Origin of the sequence: Fusibacter bizertensis (genome assembly GCF_029914245.1) — a bacterium.
Taxonomy (GTDB): Bacteria; Bacillota; Clostridia; order Peptostreptococcales; family Acidaminobacteraceae; genus Fusibacter_C; species Fusibacter_C bizertensis.
The window spans coordinates 64,175-88,605 of sequence record NZ_JARYZI010000002.1 but is presented as its reverse complement, the minus strand read 5'-3'; the positions used below and the strand labels follow the sequence as shown (position 1 = coordinate 88,605).

The window sequence follows — 24,431 nt, the reverse complement described above, 5'->3', positions numbered from 1 at the left end:
ACTCTTCTAATTCGTTTTTTTAGAACTTGCCACTTATGCTTAACGTACAACGTATCCACGTCCTCTTATGGTTTGAATTAGTTTACGTTCATAATCACGATCAATCTTATCTCTAAGGTATTTGATATAAACGTCTACAATATTGAGACTACCATAATAATCATAGCCCCATACTTTATTTAGAATTTGTTCTCTCGTAAGAACGATTCCTTTGTTGATCATCAAATGACGCAACAAATCAAATTCTGTTTTAGACAGTTCAATTAGTTTTCCAGAGCGTGTGACTTCAAACGTAACAGAATTGATAAGTACATCTTCAAAAGACAATAAATCAGATGAAGTTGAAGGCTCTGACTTTTTCCTGATATTGGCTCTAATTCGAGCTAATAACTCGTCAAAAACAAAGGGTTTAGTCACATAATCATCAGCTCCAGAATCTAATCCGTTGATGACATCTTGAATATCATCTTTTGCTGTTAACATGATTATTTTAGCTTCTGGATTTATTTTTTTGATTGCATTACATGCCGTAATTCCATCAGTTTTTGGCATCATCACATCCATTAAAATAAGTGCATATTTATTGAGGCTAACTTTTACAATAGCTTCTGACCCGTCAAAAGCGGTATCTGTTTCATAACCTGCATGCTTAAGTTGCAGTTCTATTATTCTTGAGATTTTATGTTCATCTTCTACGATGAGTATTCGTTCCATGAGTAGCTCCTTTTTAGTCCATGCCTTTAATATAACAAAAAAAATCACGCCATACAACCTAAGCTAGCGTGATCTTCATTTTAAATTATTTAAATATTGATTCGTGCGTTATTTTTGCTTTTTCTAAAGCTGCTACAACCATAAAAGCTAAAATTGCACCAACTCCAAATTGTACTATATTCCAAGGAATGCTAAAAATAGGAGCGATGAAACTGCCATACATTATACTTGAAGCAATATAGTATCCCAGTACCATCCAAATCCCTGCGATAACCATGCTTACCAGTTGATTCATAGTCACTTGATAGCGCTTTTTAAGATAAGTTAATAGGATAATCAGCAGTGGAATCCCTATAGACACAACCAGTAGCTGTGTTTTTAGCTGTCCTACGATTTGTAACGCTTGATCTATCGTCCCTAAATCTTCAACTTGAGCAGCTAAAGAATCAATAGAGGTGTTCCAAATGGTGTATAAAAATGTAAGTAACGAAGATACCCAAATCATCATAGCAATAACGATAAAAGGTTTTACATTTTTATCGGATTTAGCGAAATAGCCAATCATCATACCCATAATGGTCTTAATAATCAAAGTTGGTAAAACCCACTGTCCATACCCACCGAGAAAATCTGCCATAGCTGATCCGACACCTGCTGCAAATCCACCATATAAGGGGCCGAGTAGTATGCCTGCTATAAAGATACACATATCTCCAGCGTGTATATAACCGTCTGTAAAAGGAATGGGAATTTTAATGATGGATGTGGTAATAAAAACAAATGCTGTCATCAAGGCAGTATATACAAGTGCCCTCAAATTACTTTTCATAATGTTCCTCCCCAAAATGCTTGCTTACATGACTATACTAATATATAATTGACACTGTTAATAGATGCAGAATGATACAAAATGATAAGGTCAGTTGAGGTGGGGAATGATAGGGATTATTCTTGATTTTGGTCAATCAAAAGCACCTAAGTATAAGCAGTTGTATGAACATATAAAACGAGAGATTGAATTGGGTAATTTTAAAAACAATGAAAAATTGCCTTCAGTTAGAATGTTATCTCAGACGTTAAAAATTAGTAAGGCAACTATAGAAAATGCATATAATCAATTGTTATTAGAAGGTTATATTGAAAGTAGAAATAAGAGTGGCTATTATGTGATGGCATTTGATTCACATGAGCTCGCGCAATTAAGACATAATATACTTAGGACATCGACCGTTAAAGGGAAGAGTCAAGTTCGGAGGCCATATAATAGCGATGGTACTGAAGAAAGTGCTTTCAATTTTGGAGAGTGGAAAAAAGCCGTTAATAGGGTGCTAGAATATGAAACGCAGTCTTTACTCAGTTATGGGGATGTAAAAGGGGAATTTGAGTTGCGCGATGAAATTGCTAGATTTGTAAGGCAGTCTAGAGGGGTAATATGTAAACCCGATCAAATTGTAATCGGTGCTGGCATCCAATATTTGTTTGGTTTGATTGCTGCTGCTTTTAGAACCGTTGAAAGCCGTATTGCATTTGAACATCCAGGTTTTTCAAAAGGGATGTATATCTTTGAAGACTATGGATATCAAATGAAAAAAATACCGTTACAAGATGATGGCATTGATATTAAACTCTTAGAGACGTCTAAATCTAAACTTGTATATGTATCTCCATCGCATCAATATCCAACTGGAAGTGTAATGGGGATTAAAAAAAGACTTCAATTATTAGACTGGGCATATAAAAATAACGGCTATATCATTGAAGATGATTATGATAGTCTTCTTAGATATGAAGGCATACCGGTACCTGCATTGCAGGGATTAAGAGGCGGAGAGCATGTGATCTATGTAGGTTCTTTTTCAAAACTTTTAATTCCGGCCCTTCGAATTAGTTTTATGATTGTACCAGAATCATTAACAGAGATTTTCAATCAGTTGTTACCGAGATATTCTCAGTCAGTATCTAAGATTGAACAGCTTGCTTTGGCAAGTTATATGTCAGAAGGTGCATTTGAAAGGCATATTAGGCGAATTCGTAAGATATATGGTAAGAAAAATCAAATGCTAATAGAGGCTTTTAAATGCTGTGAATATAACGAAGTAACGCTAATTGGGAAAGGATCGGGTCTGCATGTAACACTCTCATTGGATAAAGGTGTTGATGTGGGAAAACTAATTACCGCATGTGTAGAAATGGGGATTTCCCTTGAAGCAATAGCCGGCTATAAAGAAGGAAATATCATTGTCTTTTCATATAGTGGTGTGCCAGATGAAGAAATGATTAAAGTTGTTGATACTATTGGTGAAATTGCGCATAGATTAAAAGTAAATGCATAAAAAAGGAGACGAACTAAGATGAGTTTACATCTTTGATCGTCTCTTTTGATTTATAAGTTATATTAAAACTGGTCCTTGTTTAAGTGAACTAGGCTTCTTTTGAAAAAGCATTGATAATTGCATTTAAGATAACACCCACTAAAGCAGCTAAGCTAAGTCCTGATAAAGCAACGCTTGTTCCAGGAACTGGTAATGCCATGCTTAAACTTGGAAGGTAAGATGGCGCTAAACCGATAAATAGGATAGTAATCATCACTACAACATTTTTAGCGTTCATTTTTACGTTGTTGTCTTTAATGTTCTTCACGCCAATGTATGCGATCATTGAGAACAGCATCACGCTGATGCCACCCATAACCGAAGTTGGGATTGAAGAAAGTGTTGCACCTAGTTTTCCAACAAGAGCTAAGACAATTGCAAATCCTGCAGTGATGCGAAGAATAGCTGGATTGTAGTTTTTAGTAAGTGCAAGAACACCTGTGTTCTCTCCGTAAGTTGTATTAGCTGGTCCACCGATGAATCCAGCGAACATTGTAGCAAGTCCATCTCCTAAAAGTGTTCTGTTTAGACCTGGATCTTCTACAAAGTTTTTTCCCACAACTGCGCCGTTTGTAGTGACATCACCAACGTGCTCCATGAAAACTGCTAGTACAACTGGTGCAATGATTAAAATTGCTTCAACGCTGAATTTTGGGAGTGTAAAGGCTGGAATTGCAAGGTATGCTGCACTTTGGATGCCAGAGACATCTAATATTCCAAACATTGCTGATGCGATGTAACCTGTTACAACACCTATTAAGATTGACAGTTGTTTGATAAACCCTTTGCCTAGTAAGTTAGTTGAAAGCGCCACGCCAAGCGTAATGATTGCTACTAAATAATTTGAAGAAGCCATATTTACTGCTACAGGTAATAAGTTAAGTCCGATTACGATAATCATCGGTCCAACAACATGTGGTGGTAAGAATTTTTTGATCTTAGAAACACCAACTGCTTTTACTAAGAGTGATAAGAGCACATAAATAAATCCCGCAACGACTATACCACCTTGAGCATAAGCCAAATCACCGGAATACATATCTTTTACTTGAATTATAAGTGGAATAAATGCAAATGATGAACCTAAGAAAACAGGAACTTTGAATTCTGTACAGAAGTGAAAAATAAGAGTACCAACACCAGCGCTGAAAAGTGCAACTGATGGATTGAGACCTGTAAGGATTGGAACGAGCACCGTAGCACCGAACATTGCGATAAGATGTTGAAACCCTAATACGAAACTTTTAACATCTTTAAGTGTTGAAACATTGCTTGCATAGCTATTTGTAGACATAAAAAAACCTCCCTTTTTTCTTTTTCTTGGGAGAAGACCTTAATCTTCTCTTCTTAGCCTCTCTGGACCAAATTAAAAAGCTTTATTTAGTTCTTAAAGATGATAACACATCTAAAGCTTAAAAGCAACTTGAAATTAGTTTTATATTATCAACTTTTATTGAGTAGTTTCTTATTATATAATGTATACATCATACATTCAATAGGAGGCCTATTCATGGGCGTATTATTTAACAGAAGGTATCAACTCAATTACTTTGACTTCGATAAAAACTATAAACTGAAACCGACGACGATGATGAACTTCTTACAAGATATATCTACAATTCATTTTGAAACGATGACAAAAGAACTTTCAACTGACGTATTACCAGGGCTTTGGGTGATTGTAGAATGGAAAATCACATTTGATGAGATGCCAAAACTTGCTGGTGATGTAATCGTAAAAACTGAACCGACATATTTCAGAAAATTTATAGCATATAGGCGATATGAAATAGTAGATGAGAATGGAAAGCAAATAGGAAGTGGGATCAGCAAATGGGCTTATATTGATCCAGAACATAGGAAGCAAGTTAATATCCCTAAAGTTTTAAATGAAGTTTTTGGTGTTGATGAGCACACCAATAAGCCAGAAAAACTAACTTTCCAAAGTTTAGAACAGACTTCAATGGAGAAAACTCAGCGAGTTGCTGTGTATACAGATATAGATGTTAATAAGCATGTTAACAATGTCACTTATATTAGATGGGCACTTGATGCACTTGGGAGTGATTTTTTAGATCAGTTTCAATTGATCGATTTGAAGGTAGCATTTAAAAAAGAAGTGTTTGAAAAACAGTCAGTGTTCATAGAAACTATAAAAAAAGAAACTGCTACAGGAGCAGTTTCTCAACATCATATTCTTAATGAGGAAAATCAAAGTTGTGTCCAAGTTGAATTTGTATGGACGAAAGTAGACTAGACAAGACGTTTAGCCCATTTGTTAGACAATAATCTTGGCAAACCTAAAAATAATTTCACGATTTCTTCGATATTGACAAGTGCTACAACGTAATATACAGGAAGCTTTAAAACAAATGCGCCAATAAAAGCGAGTGGCACGCCGATTAACCAGACGCATGTGATTTCCAGCAACATGGAATAAAGTGTGTCGCCACCACTTCTAAGTGTACCGATGATGATGATTGTGTTGTAAAACTTAAAGGACATAAAAAGTGCTAAAACTTTAAGCGTATGAATTGTAAGCGCATAAGATTCTTCAGTTAAGTTGTATAGATTTTTTACAATTAAAGGAGCGGTTAATGTTATTGCAAGTCCTATGACGATTCCACAAAGGATGCTAAGTGCAAGAAAACGCTTGTTGTATTCTATTGCCTTTGGAATCTCTCCAGCACCAAGTGTGTTACCTAACATGACAGAGGAGGCATTACCTAAACCAAAACCAACGACCATAAAGATACTGTTTACAGTATTGGTGATCATAACTGCTGCAACTGCTTCTGTACCAATTCGAGCATAGACAAGTGCATACACAGTCATGCCCAAAGACCAAAATGCTTCGTTAAAAATAACCGGAAGAGCTGTTTTTCCAACTTTTTTAACAATTTCTTTTTCAATAGTAAAGAAATTCTTTATAGAAATAGCAAGTACCGGCATGGTTCTATAAATTCCAGACAAGATAATGATTAGTTCGACGACTCTCGCAATTAAAGTGGCAATTGCAGCGCCTCTTATACCCATCGACTCAAATCCAAGATGACCAAATATTAAGACGTAATTAAGTCCAGTATTAATTAAAAGTGAGATCACACTTGCTTTCATGGGAAGTTTAGGATTGCCTACACTTCTTGATGAAAAACCAAATGTGAAGCTAATTGCAGTGATGATATAGCTTATACTTACGATTTGGATATATTGTGTGCCATATTTTACAACTTCAGGGTCTTGCGACATCAGGCCTAGTACCTGAGAGGGAAAGAAAAACCCTACCATAAAGAAAATAAGTGAAACAAATAGTGCAAAAATTAATCCAAGTGAAAGCACTGACTTGATCTTATCGGTTTCTTTTTTGCCCCAAAATTGTGCGATATAGATACTGATACCGCTGTTGCCACCGAAGAGAATCAGAGTCATTATAAAAAAGATTTGATTAGCTAGTCCTGTTGAAGCAATTAAAGTCTCACCAAGTTGTCCGATCATTACATTGTCAACGAGGTTAAGAGATGAAGAAATTAAGTTTTGAATCACAATAGGTATGGAAATTGTAAAAAGCATTTTGTAAAATGCAGTATTTTTTTTATAGCTTAGTGAAACCACGGGTCCTCCAAATTTATATAAAAGTAATTTTCATATGTAAGCGCATATGTTAAGTAAAGGTTGTCATACATATTATGTAGGCAATCGAAATAAAAATCAATCCTTAATACCTATTATGACAAAAAAATAAACAGAGCCTAAATGGCTCTGTTTCAGTATATACAGACGAATAGTCAGTACCGCGCCTAATCTATATTAAACAAGTTGTTTTTTAACATCTTCGACGCTTAAAATTTTACCTACAGATTTCACCTTTTCATCGATAACAAGAGCAGGTGTTTGCATCACACCATAAGCCATAATTGCCTTGAAATCCTCTACTTTTTCTATAGTTGCTTCGATACCTAGTGCTGACACCGCTTCTTTAACATTGGCTTCTAGTTTCTTGCATTTGTCACAACCTGATCCTAAAACTTTAATATGCATATAATCCTCCAATTTTAATGATATAAGTGCTATATATTTACTACTCAAATTACATGAGTAAATAGCCGAACATGTTGAATAGATACCCAATGATCAATATCCCAAAAGTTACGATGCCTGCAAATATAACGAGAAGTTTAGTCTTAACAACTTTTTTGAGTAAAATCATAGATGGGAGTGAAAGTGCTGTTACAGCCATCATAAACGCTAGTGCAGTTCCAATTCCTACACCTTTTAGAACCAGTGCTTCTGCGATTGGAAGTGTACCAAATATATCGGCATACATAGGGACGCCAACAATTGTTGCAAGTGGTACAGAATACCATTTATCATCACCAAGTAGAGCTGTAATCACATTTTGCGGAATCCAGTTGTGTATAAGCGCACCAATACCAACACCTATTAAAATATATAACCAGACTTTTTTTACAATATCCAGTACTTGTTCCTTAGCAAAAGTGATGCGGTCTTTTGACGTTAGTGTTTCAGGCGTGTATTCCATGCTCCCGGCGCCATAGACAAAAGATTCTACATATTTCTCAAGTTTTGCTTTACTGATGATTGTTCCAGCGGTAACTGCTAGTATCAGACCGACGATGACATAAGCGATGGCGATCTTCCAATTAAATATACTTGCTAAAAGCAATACTGATGCTAAATCCACCAGTGGAGATGAAATTAGAAAAGAGAAAGTAACGCCAATTGGTAAACCTGCACTTGTAAAACCTATAAAGAGAGGAATGGAAGAACAAGAGCAAAATGGGGTCAGTGTACCTAATAATGCTCCAAGTATATTTGCAGTAATTCCATTGACATTTCCCAGTAGTTTACGTGTCCTCTCGGGTGGAAAATAACTTTGAATAAATGAAACCGTAAAGATAAGAATAGATAAAAGTATGAAGATCTTTATAACGTCATACATAAAAAAGTGAATACTTCCACCTAGACGGCTTTGAACATCTAAACCAAAGAGCTTTTCTACAACCCATTTTACACCATCTGAAAGCCACAACATTTTAAGCAATTGATCGTTCATCCAACTAAAAATAATCATATTTGGTCACCACCTTCAATTGGTTCAGTCGATATAGTGCAAAGTGTTAGATATTGATCCTTGTGGCTTAATCGCGTCACATCTTCTGTTAGAGTGGGGTAGTCTGATAGATGTAGAGTGATATTTTCTAAGATGTGATTTAGCATTTCGTTATCTTGACGAAGCGAGTAAAAGACAAATTTTTCTTTTCTTTCATCGGATACGATTTTTAAATCTCTCAATTTTGCTAAACTTTTTGAGATCTTGGGCTGAGAAGTCTCTAAAACACCACTAAGTTCACAAACACAAAGTGGTTCTTTGCTTAATAGCATAAGAATTCTTAGTCGGGTTTCATCTGATAACAATTTAAAAAGATCAGTTAAAGATGACATAATACCTCCAAATGTATATATGCTCATATGTGCATATGTGTAGTTGATGGTTTTAGTATAGACTTACATTTTATAGATGTCAAGTATCAATAATAGAATGTAGATAAATATATTGTAATTTTACTACTTCATCATATACAATGAAAAAGAAAAGAATCCACCGCTAAAATTAATTACAATAAATTCTCATGATTGAAGAGGTGCGAAATGTCAAAAAATAAACTATTAATCGTTGATGATGAAGTTCATATCTTAGAACTTCTTAGGTACAATCTTGAAAGCAATGGGTTTGAAGTGATTGAAGCTGAAAATGGTGAAGATGCACTTGCAATTTTAAAATCAACCCGTATAAATGGTATGATTTTAGATTTGATGTTACCTGGAATCGATGGACTTGAAGTCCTTAGGCAAGTTAGACAATCGGAGCAAAAGGATTTACCCGTGATTATGCTAACTGCAAAAAACGAAGAAATTGATGCTGTAATTGGTCTTGAAATGGGTGCTGATGATTATATTGGAAAACCCTTTAGAACAAGAGAACTAATTTCTAGAGTTAAGTCCGTACTTAGAAGAGCGCAACTTAGAGAGGAATCTTTTGATCATCATACTGAAGTACCAACCACTGGTTTGTTTGTAAACCCAGAGACACATCAGATTTTTAACGATGGCCAAGAGCTATTTCTGACTTTAAAAGAATTTGAACTTTTGGAAAAATTAATCAAATCACCTGGAAGAGTATTTACTAGAGATGAACTCCTTGAATCTATCTGGGGTTATGATTACGTCGGAGAGACACGTACTGTTGACGTTCATATTAGACAGCTGAGAAAAAAAGTTGAAAGAGATGACAGAAACCCAGAAAAAATCCTTACTGTTAGAGGTATTGGATATAAATTCAAGCCGTAGTTAAGGAGGGATACATGCGTAAAAAAATAGTTTCCTCCTATTTTGTAATCATATTGGTGCTGACGACTACTTTTGCACTCATCATGATGAACAGTACCAATACAATGATGACATTACAGTTAGAAGATAGATTTATCAATGAATGTGAGCTGGTAAAGAAACTTTTTATCAAAGAATATAAATTGCAAAATACGATGGACTTTAATTATATGTCTTTTGTAAACGAGATCCATAAAGATATCGACACTCGGATTACACTTATTGCTGAAGATGGTACCGTTAAAGCGGACACACATGAAGATCCCGTCAACATGAACAATCACTTGAACCGCAAAGAAGTGATTGACGCCATTCGTACAGACAAAGTTGGAACTTCTGTACGGTATAGTAACACTGTTAAGGCTGATTTTCTTTATGTAGCAATTCCAGTTCATATAGACGGTGAAATGTGGATTGTCAGGGTCTCAAAGCAGTTGGTTGAAATCAAAGAGTTAAACCAACATATCCTCAATGTGGCTGTACTTTCTATCATAAGTGCAGCGATTTTTGCAATGTTGATGTCGATCTTTGTATCCAAAAGAATCACACGGCCAATTGATGCGTTAACTGAAATAGCCAACGAGATTGCTGATGGTGATTTTGGAAGAAAGATTTATATAAGTGCAAATGATCAGATTGGAGAATTGGCACAGTCGTTTAACAAGATGAGTCACACGCTAAATCTTTCCATGAATGAACTCAAACAAAGAAACAGTGAGCTAGAAGCTATATTAAATAGTATGATCAATGGCATCATTGCAGTAGATCAAAACAAAAACATTATCCTTATCAATAAGTTCTGTTTCGAAATCTTAGATCTTCCTCAGAACTATGTTGTAGAAAATGAATCGATGTATAAAATCATCCGTAATGAGGAAATTGCCCAAATGGTAGAGATTTCTATGAATGAAGGCGTGCCTCAGATGAAAGAACTTCGTTATGTGCACAGTGAAAAAACACTTCGAATCTTTGTCAATCCGATCTTTACAATTACACGAGAGATAATCGGTAGTATAGTGGTGATACAGGATGTCACTCAGATTCGAAAGCTAGAACAGATGAGAAGTGATTTTGTATCAAATGTATCACATGAACTAAAAACGCCTCTTACCTCAATTCGCGGATTTGTCGATACGCTCAAAAACGGCGCTGTTCATCAACCTGATACAGCCATGCGTTTCTTGGATATCATAGATATAGAATCTGATAGGCTGTATCGATTGATCAATGATATCTTGTTACTATCTGAAATTGAAACCATGGACCGTGAACCGGAACAAACACAAGTTGAACTCACAAGTGTTACTGAAGAAGTCATAGATTTCCTCGAGCTTAAGGCACATGAAAAAGGTCTTAAATTAAGCGCTATTTATAAAGAAGAACTTTTTATAAAGGCAAATCGAGATCGAATCAAACAAATGTTGATTAACCTTATAGACAACGGTATTAAGTATACTGAGAAAGGCGAGGTAAAAGTAGACATTCACACGCAGGGGTCATGGGTAGTGATTCGTGTTACCGATACTGGTATAGGTTTTAGTGAAGATCATAAAGAGCGACTCTTTGAGAGATTCTATCGTGTTGATAAAGGCAGAAGTAGAAACCAAGGTGGTACTGGACTGGGACTTTCTATCGTAAAACATATAGTACTTCTTTATAAAGGTAAGATTGCAGTAGAAAGCACTCCTGGAAAAGGAACTACCTTTGAAATTTTATTAACAAATGATGACCTTTAACCTAGATTTAATCATGTAAAGAACTGATTGCTTAGCAATCAGTTCTTTTTTCATGCAAAATGACGAAAAAAGACGTTACTTTACATAGACTTAACACGCGACATATTTCTTCATAACATTGCCATGGTAAATTAAGTTTGTAATTAATTTTAGCAACTACAAATCATATTAGGCACAATAAAGTTGTGAATTGGAGGAATTTTAGTAATGAAGAATTTAAAAGTTATCGGAATGTTGATGTTAGTTTTAACAATGGTATTTACTGCTACAGCGTGTGGCGCAACTAAAGAAGAAACAACTGAAGCTACAACAGTAGCAACTACAGCACAAGGTGAAACGCAAGCTACTACTGAAGCAATGGCGAAATTAGATGGTCAAGTAATCGTAGACGGATCTGGTACAGTATATCCACTTATGGCGCATATCGCAGAAGAATATATGACATCAGTTCAACCAGAAGTTAGTGTACAAGTTGGTAGAGCAGGATCGAGTGCTGGATTTAAGAAATTTATTCCAGGTGAAACTGATTTATCAGATGCATCAAGAAAAATTAAAGACGAAGAAGTAACGCAACTTGCTGACAAAGGCATGAACATGGACGAAAATGTATTAGAGATTAAATTGGCTTATGATGGTTTAACAATTGTTATTAACAAAGAGAACACATGGGCAGCTGAAATGACTAAAGACGAAATCATCAATATGTTCTTATCAGGAAAATACAAAGAAGATGATGTTGTACTTTGGTCAGATATTAGACCGGAATGGCCAGCAGAAGAAATTACTTTCTATGGACCAAATGAAAACCACGGCACATATGAGTTCTTTTATGAAACTATTTTAGCAAAAGAACCAATGGTAACAACTGCTAACCTTCAGCAAGAGTATTCAACACTTGTTGACCTTGTATCTAAAGATAAAAATGCAATTGCTTACTTTGGATATGGATATTATGAAAGTAACACAGATAAATTAACTGCAGTAAAAATTGATTTTGGAAACGGCCCTGTTGCACCAGAGCTTAGCACAATTGGTTCAGACTTAGCTTACGCGCCATTTACAAGATTGGTTTACACATACCTTAATCTGGATTATGCAAAAGAAAAACCACAAGTACTTGATTTTGCAAAATATATTGTATCATCAGAAGGCGCTGCTAGATTAGCAAGTGAAAATGGTTTTGCACCACTACCTGAATCAGAATACAAAGCGTACCAAGACAAGTTAAATTCCTTAAAATAATATTTAATCAAGATAAGATGAAGAGAGTAATCTTTTCATCTTATCTCTATGTCATTGAAAAAAGGTTTGATTTGAGCGAATCAAGCAGAAAAAGGTGAGGCTATGGAAAATAAGATTGATGTTAGAAATCAAATAAGAAATAACATTGGAAAGAGAAAGAACAATGTTGATAAGATCATGCCAAGGTTTTTCCTGATCATGGCAAGCGTTTCTGTCATTACGACGATAGGTATAGTCGTGACACTTATAACAGATGCCTATCATTTTTTTAAAGAGGTTTCAATTTTCGACTTTTTTAGTACAAAATTATCGCCACTGAGTGCCAATCCATCGTTTGGGATATTGCCACTGATTAATGGAACAATATTATCTTCACTTATTGCAATGCTTGTTGCCATCCCAATAGGACTTACATCAGCTATGTACTTAAGTGAATTTTCTTCAAAAAGGACGAGGAACTTTATCAAACCAATTTTGGAAGTATTAGCAGGAATACCGACAATTGTATATGGGTTCTTTGCCTATTCATTTGTTACACCTCTTCTGATGAAACTTATTCCGTCACTTGAAGCAAAAAATGTACTTAGTCCAGGTATCGTTATGGGGATTATGATTATACCTATGGTTGCATCCTTATCAGAAGATGCAATGAAATCAGTGCCAAATGCACTTAGAGAAGGTGCTTATGGACTTGGAAGTACAAAACTCGAAGTGACGACAAAAGTTGTACTGCCTGCAGCGATATCGGGAATAATGGCTTCATTTGTATTGGCGATTTCTCGTGCGATTGGTGAAACCATGATTGTGGCAATTGCAAGTGGTAGCTCCAAGAACTTTACATTTGACATCACGCATTCCATGCAGACCATGACAGGTTATATCGTAGAGTTCACAAGTGGTGATGCGGGAAGTGGTACAACAGGTTATTATAGTTTGTATGCTGTTGGATTGTTATTATTTATATTCACTTTTATCATGAATATAATTGCGCAGTATATCTCTAAGAAGTTTAGGGAGGAATACTAAGATGAGCTCAGACGAAAAAGTTTATGAATTGGACTATAACAAAATGAATAATCAAAAATCACAAACTAATAATGAAAAAAATGAACGTAAGAGTGTTCACATAGATCAAAAGCGAATTGACCGTAGAATTTTGATTAATCAAATCTCAGGTAAAGTGTTTTTCTCATCAACTTTATTTGCACTTCTTGTACTCAGTATATTGCTTTATAGAATATTTTCTCAGAGTATTGGTTGGTTGGATCTACACTTTCTCACAAGTAAATTATCTATATTTCCTGAAAAAGCAGGGATTTATGGTGTAATCATCGGATCACTTGGTTTGATGGCTGTTGTAATTCCTGTGACTTTAGTTTTAGGGGTTTCTACTGCGATTTATCTTGAAGAATATGCAGGGAAAAGTAGAGTTCAGAATTTGATTAAAGTTAATATCTCTAACTTAGCAAGTGTGCCTTCGGTAATCTTTGGATTACTTGGCTTAGCTCTCTTTGGGAGATTCTTTAAATTAGGGTCAAGTATATTAGCGGGTGGATTAACTTTATCCTTACTTGTACTTCCCATCGTTGTCGTTTCAAGTCAAGAAGCACTTAAAGCAGTTCCGGGATTTTTAAGAGAAGCTTCATATGCCATGGGCGCAAGCAAATGGACGACGATTAGAAAAGTAGTACTTCCAGTTGCCATCCCAGGTATCTTAACAGGTGCAATCTTATCGATCTCAAGAGCAATTGGTGAAACCGCACCTCTAGTTGTATTGGGAATTCCAGCACTCCTTTTAAAAGTCCCAACAAATTTAATGGATGATTTTACAGCACTTCCGATCCAGATTTATTATTGGACACTTGATACAGTGCTTACACCAGAATATGCAAATTTAGCAGCAGCAACAATCGTTGTGCTCTTAATCACACTGTTCTTGATGAATTCAATAGCTATTATTATTAGAAATAAATCTCAAAAAGGATTTTAAACCACTGGAGGAATTAAAGTGACAAACTACGAAAATAAAATTGTGTATGATGTCAAAGGTCTTAACCTATGGTATGGTAACGACCAAGCGCTTAAAGACATCAATATTAAAATAAATAAAAATGAAGTAACTGCAATCATCGGTCCGTCAGGATGTGGTAAATCTACATTTATAAAAACTTTAAACCGAATGATAGAAAATATCCCTGGCGTTAGAACTACAGGTGAGATAATGTATCATGGCATCAATATTTTTGATAAAACCATGCGCGTTGAAGAACTTAGAACAAGAGTTGGAATGGTATTTCAAAAGCCCAATCCATTTCCTAAATCTATATACGAAAATGTACTATATGGACCCAAAATTCATGGTGTAAAAGATAAGCAAATGCTTCAAGAAATCCTCGAGACAAGTTTGAAAAGTGCTGCACTTTGGGATGAAGTTAAAGACCGTTTGCACGATAATGCATATGGCTTATCTGGTGGACAGCAACAACGTCTATGTATTGCCAGAGCACTTGCAGTACAACCTGATGTAATTCTAATGGATGAACCAACGTCTGCACTTGACCCAATTGCAACAGCAAAGATAGAAGAGTTAATAGATAGCCTCAAATCAGACTATTCTATCAGTATCGTAACGCACTCTATGCAACAAGCAGGTAGAATTTCAGACAAGACCGCGTTTTTCTTAATGGGTGAACTTGTAGAATTTGGCAACACAGAGATGATTTTCTCTAATCCTAGGGATAAAAGAACAGAAGACTATATCACAGGCAGATTTGGTTGATTAATAGCCCCATTTAGACATAAATTATAATTCATCGGAGTGTGTTCATGAAGCTTGGTATTCAAAAAAAACTCATACTCATGGCGCTATTTATAGGCCTAGTCCCCATATTTATTCTAAGCAGCATTAGTATTGAAAAATCAACATTTGAACTGAATCAAGAAGTTGAAAAAAGCACTCAACTTTTCACAACACTTACGAAGGATCGAATCGAGAACTATTTTAGTTCGCGACAAGGAGATGCTACACTCTTAACGGGGTCGAGAATTATAAGAGATGGTATCGAACAGCTCAATACATTTCATACAACCGAGGCACAAGACAAGGTTATATATGATGATTTTAAGGATTTTTTATCTAGTGCACAAAAATACTATGGTTATACCGATATATTTTTGACCAACAACTACAATGAAGTGGTTTTTTCACTTAATTATAATCCTCTAGATATGGCACCTCTAGCGACTGTTGGTGACTATTGTTTAACTGCACTAGAGGGGGAACAAAACTGGTCGAAACTATTTAGAAATTCATTTATTGATGATAATATAATGATTTTGTCTACGCCGGTTTATAGCTATAGTGGTATAGAAAGTACACCTATTGGCACACTAAACATCGTACTCAATCAATCTGATCTAGACTATCTCATTACTACTGGTCAAGAAAAACTGGGGAAATCAGCAAATGCATACCTTGTGGATGAAAATGGCATATTATTAACACAGACTTCAGAGTCAACTTTTAATGAAAGCGTGACACTGGAGGAACACCTCCAAGGAAATACAGCAATTGCTATAACTAAAATGCTGCAAGAAGGCGATGTTGATTTTAATCAATCTGTTTCAGCAGAGAATTATAGTGGTAAGAAAACCATAGCAACAATTGCAGGTGTAAAAATTGGTTCGATGAATGCGGGAATGATTATAGAAGTAGATTCCGATGAAGCACTTGTAAGACTTAACAGTTTAAGAACTTTACTGACATCTTTTGGTATAGTCATGGGATTACTTAGTATTGTGATGAGTTTCATTATGGCTCAAAGCTTAAAAAAACCAATAACGAAAGTGATGAAAATTGCAGAAAAAATTGCTGATTATGATTTGACGATAGCTCGTGACATAAAACTTTCAAAAAGAAATGACGAATTTGGCGCACTTTATCAAAGTATCTTTTCAATTGTGGAGCGATTTAGAGAAATCATTGCCAAAGTAGAACTTGCATCTACAGGTATCATGGACTCAGCAAAGTCATTAAGCTTAGATTCGGCTAGGACATTATCAAACATTGATGTAGTTGGTCAAGCAATTTCAAGAATTTCTGAAGGGTCGCAAATTCAAGCTGAAAATGCAATGGGTGGCTATGAGGAAACGCAAGTTTTAAGTGACATGCTTCGCGCTGATTCGCAGTCACAACTTCAGATGCAGAAAAATTTAAGTGATATACGCATAATGGTAGAATTAGGTCTTGAGAAAGTGAATGAACTTTCCGCTGTAAATTTACAATCGGAAAAGACCAATAAAAGTGTGCAACAAACTGTTAATAAAAGCGTTAATGACTCAAAACAAGTTGAAGAAGCCAGTCGTCTAATCTTAGAGATTGCAAATAAAACCAATTTACTAGCCCTAAATGCTTCAATAGAAGCTGCTAGAGCAGGTGAACATGGTAGAGGGTTTTCGGTAGTAGCTGAAGAGATCCGCATATTGGCAGAGCAATCAAAAGAGGCAACAGCTCGTATCAATGTCATTATCGATCATATCAGTGAAGATCACCATCAAGTGCTTCAAACCATAGATGCACTATTGATGATCTCAGACAAGTAAAAGCAAACTGTTGTAAGTACAAGAGAGCAGTATTTAGAAATTGATTATGCAGTTGAAAATCTAGACAATCTCGTGAATATCATGTCAGATTCAAGGACATCTATAGATGATTATCGAGAAAAATTATCTGAGCGTATACAAAAATTGGCTTCAATCAGTCAAGAAAATTCAGCAAGTACCGAAGAAGTGGCTTCTTCTATAGAAGCTCAAGCTTCAGCAATGTCACATATTGACGAATCTTGTGGTGAACTTGAAGAATTGTCATTGACACTGGATGGTCATGTACGTATCTTTAAGCTATTAAACGATAAGGAGAATTATAATGAGAGCAACACTGGACAATGAATTACGTTCAATTCATGTAGATATTATCAAGATGGGGACACTCATCGAAAAAACCATAGAGGAAACGATAACCGCCTTAGTTCAGCAAGATACAGTGCTAGCCAAAAAGATCGTAGAAGGCGACGATAGATTTGACGAAATGGAGCTAGAAATAGAGCAACAATGTATATATATCATTGCAAGGCAACAACCTTTAGCATCGGATTTAAGAAAAATATTCTCAATAGTGAAAATTGTCACTGACTTAGAAAGAATTGCAGATCATTGCCAAGATATATCAAAATTGACTTTAGATTTGGCTGATAAAAAATATGTTAAGCCACTTATTGATATACCTAATATGGCAAAACAAGTGAAAGAAATGGTTAAAATGACAATTGATTGTTACATTGATCAAGATGTTGATAAAAGCAAAATCGTTTGTGCTAACGATGATGTCGTTGACAAATATTTTTATATTATTATGAATGATCTTGAACTTGTAATGAAAGAAAAACCAGAGGAAATCAAGCAATGTATGGATTTTATGATGATTGCAAAATATCTAGAGAGAATGGCAGACCATGCAACCAACGTTGCAGAATGGGTTATCTACTCAGTTGAAGGTGTTCATTTTGAAGGCAATGATTAAAAACAAAAATGTGCTCTAAATAAATTTTCTAGCCTTAAACAGACCCAAATTTGGTCTGTTTTTTTTTAGCCACAACTAATTTGTGACAGAATCCGAGGGCCAAATGCCCGAAGATTTTTTTATATGGATTGAGGCGAGCTGTGATATAATGTAGAGAGTATAAGCATAAAGTAACGGAAAGATACAGACTTTAATAGCAGAGGAATACCCATGAATGTATATTTAGACAATAGTGCAACCTCATACCCTAAACCACCAAAAGTAGAAGAATCTATTATCAGTGCGATGCGCTCTTATCAAGGAAATGCAGGTAGGACAACAAATACTGATGGACATGAGTTAGAGAGGCAAATATATGACACAAGATTAAAAGTAGCTAATTTTTTTGGCTTTAAATGGATTGACCATGTCATATTTACTAAGAATATCACTGAGAGCATCAACTTATTTTTGAATGGTTATTTGGAACCAAATGATGTGGTTTTATATAGTGGAATCGAACATAATGCAGTTGCAAGACCACTAGAACAGTTAAAAGCAAACCGAAATATAGTCCCAGTAAAGATAAATTGCAACCAACATGGGCAGATTGATTTGGTACAGCTAGAGCATCAACTGTCGAAGCATCCAAAACTTTTGGTGATTAATCACGCTTCAAATGTTTCCGGTGACATACAAGATTTAGCTGCAATTGGGAGCCTTACAAAGCAATATGGGGTACCTCTTTTTGTCGATGCAGCGCAATCGGGTGGTGTCATCGATATTGATATGCAACAACTTAACATAGACGTTTTAGGGTTTACAGGACATAAATCTCTTTTAGGACCACAAGGAATCGGTGGATTACTTATTAGCCCTACACTTGCTAAGTGCACTAAACCACTTTGCTATGGAGGGACTGGAAGTCTATCAGAGGACCTTGAACAACCTGATCTTATGCCAGACAAGTTTGAATCAGGAACATCCAACGTGCTTGGAATCATGGGGTTAAAAGCAGGTCTTGAGTTTCTTGAATCTATTGACCGCCGTGAACATCTAAAGACAGAAAGAAAATACATTCTTAAATTACAAGAATTTCTCTTAGGAAAAGAGGATGTTGTTATCATTGGCAACCCAGATGTCAATTATAGAACACCAGTTATATCATTTTATACCCATCATATTGACATATCAGATTTGGCTTTTAAACTTTCAAAGGATTTTGGTATTGTAAACAGGGTGGGACTTCACTGTGCGCCACTTGCACATGAGACCTATCAAAGTTTTCCATATGGCACTATTCGCTTAAGCACATCATTTTTCACAACAGAAGCAGAGATAGATTACGTTATTGTATCGCTAGAGACTTTGCTATAACGACGATTCAATTGGGAGGGAAAATGGCTGATAGTCAGACACCATCATTATCAATTGACCTAAAAGAAGCATATGACATCATCAATCAGAGTAATCTCGTGATTTTTAAGTGGACACTTTCAGAAGATATACCCACAGATTTTGTATCTGATAGTATCTCTATTTTCGGCTATGAGCCAGTGGACTTTTATACCGGTGAGTTAAAAGATTATTGGGAGTTTGTATATCCAGAAGACCGTGAACGCGTAAAAGCTGAGCTTAATCACGCGAGAGTACATGGTAAATCAAATTATCGTAACCAATACAGAGTCATCTGTAAAAATGGGGAGATAAGATGGGTTGAAGAGTGGGTTCTTCATGAGAGAAGCAAAGATGGTAAATTGATCCATGAAAAGGGCATTGTAAGAGACATTACAGAGAGTGTGATTGTATCTGAAAAACTTAAAGAAAGCGAATCAAGATATAAAGAGTTATTTGAAAATGCATCGGCGTTGATTTTCACTTTTGAAGCAAGTGGCATAATAACATCTTATAATCATTTTTTTGCAGACCTGTTATCTCTGCCATATAATAGAAAAGGATTGATCATTGAAGATTACCTATCTAAAGACACCAAAAACATACTTAATGGGAAAAGTTTTTATGATTACTGCATGGCGCAGATTGAAGCGCGAATTGAAGTCCAGTTTGTGGATGATGAAGGCCGTGAAATCTATGTGGAGCTAAACAATCGAATCATTTTTCACCAGGGTAAGATGGGTGAACTTCAATCTGTTGGAAACGATGTATCGGATAAGAAATTAGCAGAAGCACGAATTCGATATCTAACAGAGCATGATACTTTAACGGGACTAAACAATCGACTCTATTTTGACGAAAAGCTTATTGAACTTGAAAAGAATGATCAAAAAAACGTTGGCATCATTATGGGGGATGTTAACGGTCTCAAAATGGTCAACGATGCTTTTGGTCATAAAACAGGTGACCTTATGCTGGTTGCAATCGCTCAAATACTTAAGGAAATCTTCACATCGCCTACGGATACTATCTCTAGACTAAGTGGTGATGAGTTTGCAATTATTACACATGAGCGTAATATTCCATTTATGATCGATCAAATACAATTGGCATGTCAAAAATTAACTCAGTTTCCCTTTGTCGTTGATATATCGTTAGGCTATTCTATCAGAAAGAAAGTCGCACAAAGTCTTGATAGTGTGTTTAGAGAGGCAGATCATTTGATGTATCGCAACAAATTGAGACGATCCAAAAGAATTAAGCTTGGGATGATTGATGCACTGAAAACCCAACTTGAGGTTAAATCTATCGAAACAGCTCGACATTCACAGCGTATGGGAAAAATCGCACAAATATTTGGAAGCTATATTGAGTTAAATGACGCTGTGCTAGAGGAACTTTTACTAGCTGTATCTGTACATGACATTGGTATGGTATCTGTAGATAAAAGAATCATTGAAAAAAAGGGTAATTTATCAACAGCTGAATATAAAGAAGTTATGAAGCATTCAGAAATTGGGTATCATTTACTTATTGCCACACCATCATTAGCAGGTGTGGGTGAGGATGTTCTATCTCATCATGAAAATTTTGATGGATCAGGGTATCCACAAGGTTTGAAAGCGCAAGAAATTCCATTTGTATCTAGGATAATAGCTATTATAGATGCTTATGAAACACTTACAGGCACTAAGTCTTATAGACAAGCTATTTCTTCAGATGCGGCTTTAGAGGAGCTTCTGAGGTATAAGGGGACTAAGTACGATCCACAGATACTCGATGAGTTTGTTGCATGTATAAAGAATAGTTTTTAATTATAGATGAAGGGAGGACGATATGGATAGAAGGCGCGAGAAGCGGATCAGTAACCTAGGTGTTATAGAATCTTTTAATTTTCATGCTAACAATCAAGAGGTTGTCATCAATTCTCCTTTAGAGATTTCTCTTGTAGATATATCGGTAGGTGGTTTAGGGATAAAGTCTAACATCATGTTAGAAGAAGATACAACTTTAAGCATAGCCATTCAGCATGAAGATGTTAATTTCGTAGTTATAGGGAGAATCGTTTGGTGTAGAAGAGAAGATCAAATATATAACTGTGGTTTAAAGCTAATCTACTTACCAAGTGAACTGAACGAACTATTAGAAGAAGTGGTTGAGCAAGAAAACAAATATATTAACTAATCAATGGAGGCGTTATGAAACGAGAAGAAATCAATGAAAAGTACAAATGGGATCTATCGGATTTATACGAAGACGATGCAGCTTGGGAAAAAGAATTTATTCAAGTTAAAGAGCTAGCCGAGAACTTCAAGGGTCTAAAGGGAACGCTTACTAAAAGTTCTGATGACCTTTTAAATGCTATTCGTCTTCAAGAACAAATTTCCAGAATGTTGATGAATGTTGTTACTTATTCTAGACTTAAGTTAGATGAAAATACTAAAAATGCAACATATCAAGGTTTGGTAGCTCGCTCAGAAAGTCTAATGACTGAGATTGGTGAGATGATGTCTTTTGCTACACCTGAAATCTTAAGTATAGAATTTAGTGAAATGTTAAAACTTTTAAACCATGATGAATTGAAACTATATGAAAAACATTTTGAAAATATGTTTAGAGCCAAACCACACATATTAACCGAAGAAGTGGAGTCTTTATTAGCTCAAACAGAGGAAATGGGTGCTGCGCCAAGCAATACTTATGGTATGCTCCTTAACGCAGATATGACTTTTGAAGATGCTATTGATAGCGAGGGTAAAGCGCATAAACTTACTAATGGAAGTTATGTTCCGATGTTGATGGGCAATGACCGCATTTTAAGAAAAGATGCTTTTAATAAGTACTATAAAGTCTACGAAGCACACAACAATACCATTGCTTCACTGATGCAAGCTGAAGTTAAAAAGAATATTTTCTATAGCAAAGTAAGAAAACATCCATCAGCTAGAGAAGCAGCACTCTTTGAGAACAATATACCTGTATCTGTACCTGATAAATTAATCCAAGCCGTGAATGATAACTTAGAGACATTTTATAAATATATGAAACTAAGAAAACGAGTGCTGGGTGTTGAAGAACTACATTTATACGATATATATACACCTATTATCGCAAATGTTGATTTTGAAATTGAGTATGATGAAGCACGTGAAATGGTAACTGAGGCGCTTGGTGTACTAGGAACTGAATATCAAGATGTTATCAAATCTGCATTTGAAAAAAGCTGGATAGATGTTTTTGAAACAGAAGGTAAGCGAAGTGGTGCATATTCATGGGGAACATATGACTCAAAACCTTATGTACTCTTAAATCACAAAAACAATTTAGATAGTATGTTTACTTTGGCGCATGAACTTGGTCATTCTATGCACAGTTATCTTACTAGAGAAAATCAACCCTATGTTTATGGTAATTATTCTATATTTGTTGCTGAAGTTGCTTCAACAACCAACGAAGCACTACTCAATGATTATTTACTAAAAAACATCAAAGAAGAAGACAAGAAAAAATATATCCTCAATCATTATTTAGAACAGTTTAGAGGAACAATTTTCAGACAGACTATGTTTGCTGAGTTTGAGAGAGATATCCACAAACATGTTGAAACTGGTGGTGCGCTAACTGCTGAGTTTATGAACAATCACTATTTAGAACTTAACAAAAAGTATTTTGGACCTGATGTTGTAATTGATGATGCTATCAAATATGAGTGGTCTAGAATTCCCCACATGTATTACAATTTCTATGTGTATCAGTATGCAACTGGTTTTTCTGCTGCAATATCACTTGCGAGTCAGATTTTAAGTGAAGGTAAACCCGCACTTGATCGATATCTCGGTTTCTTGTCTAGTGGATCAAAGGATTATCCAATTAATATCCTTAGAGAAGCTGGTGCAGACATGGAAACAGAGCATCCAGTTTCCAATGCTTTGAAAGTGTTTAAAACTGTTGTTGACGAACTAGATGCCTTGCTTTAAAATGAATATGCTACGGTAACAGAGTAGGTAAAATGCGTTAAGTGTTAAGGAATGGGAAGTTGACCTTAAACGAAAGATGAAAGTCTGCGATATTTTACCGCGTCCGCTGTTGCATTATTATGTGACCTTGATAGTAATGTAATGGTAGGAATTTACATTTGAAAGGAGCGCATAAGATGCAAGAGAACAAACAAAGAATGCAGAAAAAAAGAACCATAAGTACCTCTGCAATTGTAAAAGCAGCACTTTTAGCAACCATCAGCATAGTTCTCACGAGATTTTTATCTCTGATGTTGGTTTTAGGTGGCTTACCTGCCCTTAGAGTTGGTGTAGGGAGCATTCCGCTTATTATGTCGGGGATGATGTTCGGTCCGGTTGTAGGCGGAATCACAGGTGTTGTCGCAGACATTGTGGGTTACATGATCAACCCAATGGGAGGAACTTATTTCCCAGGGTTTACAGTATCTGCAGCACTATATGGTGTAATAGCCGGTATTTTATTCAAAACGTTCAAAATTCAAAATATGAAGATTAATTTTAACCTTGTCAATGCAGTTGTAATGGCGCTATTTGGTGTTGGACTGTTTGTATTGATGCTTTCATCAGACACCTTGATATTTGAGGGGGGCAAATTTATAATGAACGATACCAGTGCATTGCCTGTGATTGTTCTTATGGTTTTAGTCACTGCACTATTTATTGCGATCCCTTTTGCAATGTCATCAAGGTTTAAAAATAAGATTGGTCAACTTAATTTTGATAAAATTGCTTTTGCAGTTAATATCACATATGTCATCAATGCACTATTGTTAAATACTCTTTGGTTATCAATTATGTTTGATAAAGGGTTTATGGTGTTTTTACCTGGAAGGGTAATTGCAGCAGTAATCACCATTCCACTATATACTTTGATCATCTTTACACTCGGTAAATTTGTCAATTTATTGGAACAATAAAATTCAATTTGTAAAATTACGAATTAGGTGGATTAATCCACCTAATTTTTTTTATAGTATGTTATAATAGTGCA

The 24,431-nt window shown here is 35.6% G+C and carries 23 protein-coding genes and 1 riboswitch; of the genes, 16 read left to right on the top strand and 7 right to left on the bottom strand.

What is annotated here, in order from left to right; all coding sequences use genetic code 11:
• Nucleotides 1-39: 39 nt before the first annotated feature.
• Nucleotides 40-714 (bottom strand): response regulator transcription factor, encoded by a 675-nt coding sequence (locus QE109_RS03750; RefSeq protein ID WP_281093059.1) that lies wholly within the window; start codon nt 712-714, stop codon nt 40-42.
• An 85-nt stretch (nt 715-799) separates the two neighbouring features.
• Nucleotides 800-1,543 carry an ECF transporter S component gene (locus QE109_RS03745; protein ID WP_281093058.1) on the bottom strand — a complete coding sequence of 248 codons (744 nt, stop codon included), beginning with the start codon at nt 1,541-1,543 and terminating at the stop codon, nt 800-802.
• A gap of 106 nt (nt 1,544-1,649) precedes the next feature.
• On the opposite strand from QE109_RS03745, the gene pdxR reads away from it, so the two are divergent.
• A complete protein-coding gene (pdxR, locus tag QE109_RS03740; RefSeq protein ID WP_281093057.1) occupies nt 1,650-3,047 on the top strand; it encodes a MocR-like pyridoxine biosynthesis transcription factor PdxR in 1,398 nt (465 codons plus the stop codon).
• A gap of 88 nt (nt 3,048-3,135) precedes the next feature.
• Here pdxR and QE109_RS03735 read toward each other — a convergent pair whose 3' ends face one another.
• Complete coding sequence (locus QE109_RS03735; protein ID WP_281093056.1) at nt 3,136-4,380, bottom strand: uracil-xanthine permease family protein; 1,245 nt, start codon at nt 4,378-4,380, stop codon at nt 3,136-3,138.
• Nucleotides 4,381-4,596: 216 nt separating this feature from the next.
• Between QE109_RS03735 and QE109_RS03730 the strand changes: the two genes are divergently transcribed.
• A complete protein-coding gene (locus QE109_RS03730) occupies nt 4,597-5,343 on the top strand; it encodes an acyl-[acyl-carrier-protein] thioesterase (protein WP_281093055.1) in 747 nt (248 codons plus the stop codon).
• On the opposite strand, the gene QE109_RS03725 is transcribed toward QE109_RS03730, so the two are convergent.
• From QE109_RS03725 to QE109_RS03710, 4 genes are all read right to left on the bottom strand, one after another.
• Entirely contained in the window at nt 5,340-6,698 is a 1,359-nt protein-coding gene (locus tag QE109_RS03725) for an MATE family efflux transporter (RefSeq protein WP_281093054.1), read from the bottom strand. The two genes, QE109_RS03730 and QE109_RS03725, sit on opposite strands and share 4 nt — an antisense overlap.
• A gap of 195 nt (nt 6,699-6,893) precedes the next feature.
• Nucleotides 6,894-7,124 carry a thioredoxin family protein gene (locus QE109_RS03720; protein ID WP_281093053.1) on the bottom strand — a complete coding sequence of 77 codons (231 nt, stop codon included), beginning with the start codon at nt 7,122-7,124 and terminating at the stop codon, nt 6,894-6,896.
• Between the two features lie 49 nt (nt 7,125-7,173).
• On the bottom strand, nt 7,174-8,178 hold the full coding sequence (locus tag QE109_RS03715; RefSeq protein WP_281093052.1) for a permease: 1,005 nt from the start codon (nt 8,176-8,178) through the stop codon (nt 7,174-7,176).
• Nucleotides 8,175-8,549 (bottom strand): ArsR/SmtB family transcription factor, encoded by a 375-nt coding sequence (locus QE109_RS03710; RefSeq protein WP_281093051.1) that lies wholly within the window; start codon nt 8,547-8,549, stop codon nt 8,175-8,177. Before QE109_RS03710 ends, QE109_RS03715 begins: the two co-directional genes overlap by 4 nt.
• Before the next feature lie 207 nt (nt 8,550-8,756).
• On the opposite strand from QE109_RS03710, the gene QE109_RS03705 reads away from it, so the two are divergent.
• The 14 genes from QE109_RS03705 (at nt 8,757) to QE109_RS03640 (ending at nt 24,357) form a co-directional block, all read left to right on the top strand.
• Nucleotides 8,757-9,455: a response regulator transcription factor gene (locus tag QE109_RS03705; RefSeq protein ID WP_281093050.1), complete on the top strand. Its 699-nt coding sequence runs from the start codon at nt 8,757-8,759 to the stop codon at nt 9,453-9,455.
• A gap of 14 nt (nt 9,456-9,469) precedes the next feature.
• The gene (pnpS, locus tag QE109_RS03700) at nt 9,470-11,230 is read left to right on the top strand and encodes a two-component system histidine kinase PnpS (protein ID WP_281093049.1); all 1,761 of its coding nucleotides are present in this window, start codon (nt 9,470-9,472) and stop codon (nt 11,228-11,230) included.
• Between the two features lie 207 nt (nt 11,231-11,437).
• On the top strand, nt 11,438-12,472 hold the full coding sequence (locus QE109_RS03695; RefSeq protein ID WP_281093048.1) for a PstS family phosphate ABC transporter substrate-binding protein: 1,035 nt from the start codon (nt 11,438-11,440) through the stop codon (nt 12,470-12,472).
• 102 nt (nt 12,473-12,574) lie between these two features.
• Complete coding sequence (gene pstC / locus QE109_RS03690) at nt 12,575-13,498, top strand: phosphate ABC transporter permease subunit PstC (RefSeq protein ID WP_281093047.1); 924 nt, start codon at nt 12,575-12,577, stop codon at nt 13,496-13,498.
• Nucleotides 13,499-13,541: 43 nt separating this feature from the next.
• Nucleotides 13,542-14,462, top strand: coding sequence for a phosphate ABC transporter permease PstA (gene pstA / locus QE109_RS03685; RefSeq protein WP_281093361.1), 921 nt, complete (start codon nt 13,542-13,544; stop codon nt 14,460-14,462).
• Nucleotides 14,463-14,480: 18 nt separating this feature from the next.
• Nucleotides 14,481-15,251, top strand: a complete 771-nt coding sequence (pstB, locus tag QE109_RS03680) for a phosphate ABC transporter ATP-binding protein PstB (protein WP_281093046.1) — start codon at nt 14,481-14,483, stop codon at nt 15,249-15,251.
• A gap of 47 nt (nt 15,252-15,298) precedes the next feature.
• Nucleotides 15,299-17,074, top strand: coding sequence for a methyl-accepting chemotaxis protein (locus tag QE109_RS03675; RefSeq protein ID WP_281093045.1), 1,776 nt, complete (start codon nt 15,299-15,301; stop codon nt 17,072-17,074).
• Between the two features lie 81 nt (nt 17,075-17,155).
• Nucleotides 17,156-17,419, top strand: coding sequence for a hypothetical protein (locus tag QE109_RS03670; RefSeq protein ID WP_281093043.1), 264 nt, complete (start codon nt 17,156-17,158; stop codon nt 17,417-17,419).
• Nucleotides 17,397-18,050, top strand: a complete 654-nt coding sequence (gene phoU, locus QE109_RS03665) for a phosphate signaling complex protein PhoU (protein WP_281093042.1) — start codon at nt 17,397-17,399, stop codon at nt 18,048-18,050. Before QE109_RS03670 ends, phoU begins: the two co-directional genes overlap by 23 nt.
• A 210-nt stretch (nt 18,051-18,260) precedes the next feature.
• Nucleotides 18,261-19,406, top strand: a complete 1,146-nt coding sequence (locus tag QE109_RS03660; protein ID WP_281093041.1) for an aminotransferase class V-fold PLP-dependent enzyme — start codon at nt 18,261-18,263, stop codon at nt 19,404-19,406.
• A 23-nt stretch (nt 19,407-19,429) separates the two neighbouring features.
• Entirely contained in the window at nt 19,430-21,238 is a 1,809-nt protein-coding gene (locus QE109_RS03655) for an HD domain-containing phosphohydrolase (protein ID WP_281093040.1), read from the top strand.
• Between the two features lie 22 nt (nt 21,239-21,260).
• Nucleotides 21,261-21,608, top strand: a complete 348-nt coding sequence (locus QE109_RS03650; RefSeq protein WP_281093039.1) for a PilZ domain-containing protein — start codon at nt 21,261-21,263, stop codon at nt 21,606-21,608.
• Between the two features lie 14 nt (nt 21,609-21,622).
• Nucleotides 21,623-23,401, top strand: a complete 1,779-nt coding sequence (gene pepF / locus QE109_RS03645; protein ID WP_281093038.1) for an oligoendopeptidase F — start codon at nt 21,623-21,625, stop codon at nt 23,399-23,401.
• Between the two features lie 17 nt (nt 23,402-23,418).
• A riboswitch (THF riboswitch) is annotated at nt 23,419-23,512 on the top strand.
• Between the two features lie 65 nt (nt 23,513-23,577).
• Nucleotides 23,578-24,357 (top strand): folate family ECF transporter S component, encoded by a 780-nt coding sequence (locus tag QE109_RS03640; RefSeq protein WP_281093037.1) that lies wholly within the window; start codon nt 23,578-23,580, stop codon nt 24,355-24,357.
• Nucleotides 24,358-24,431: the final 74 nt, after the last annotated feature.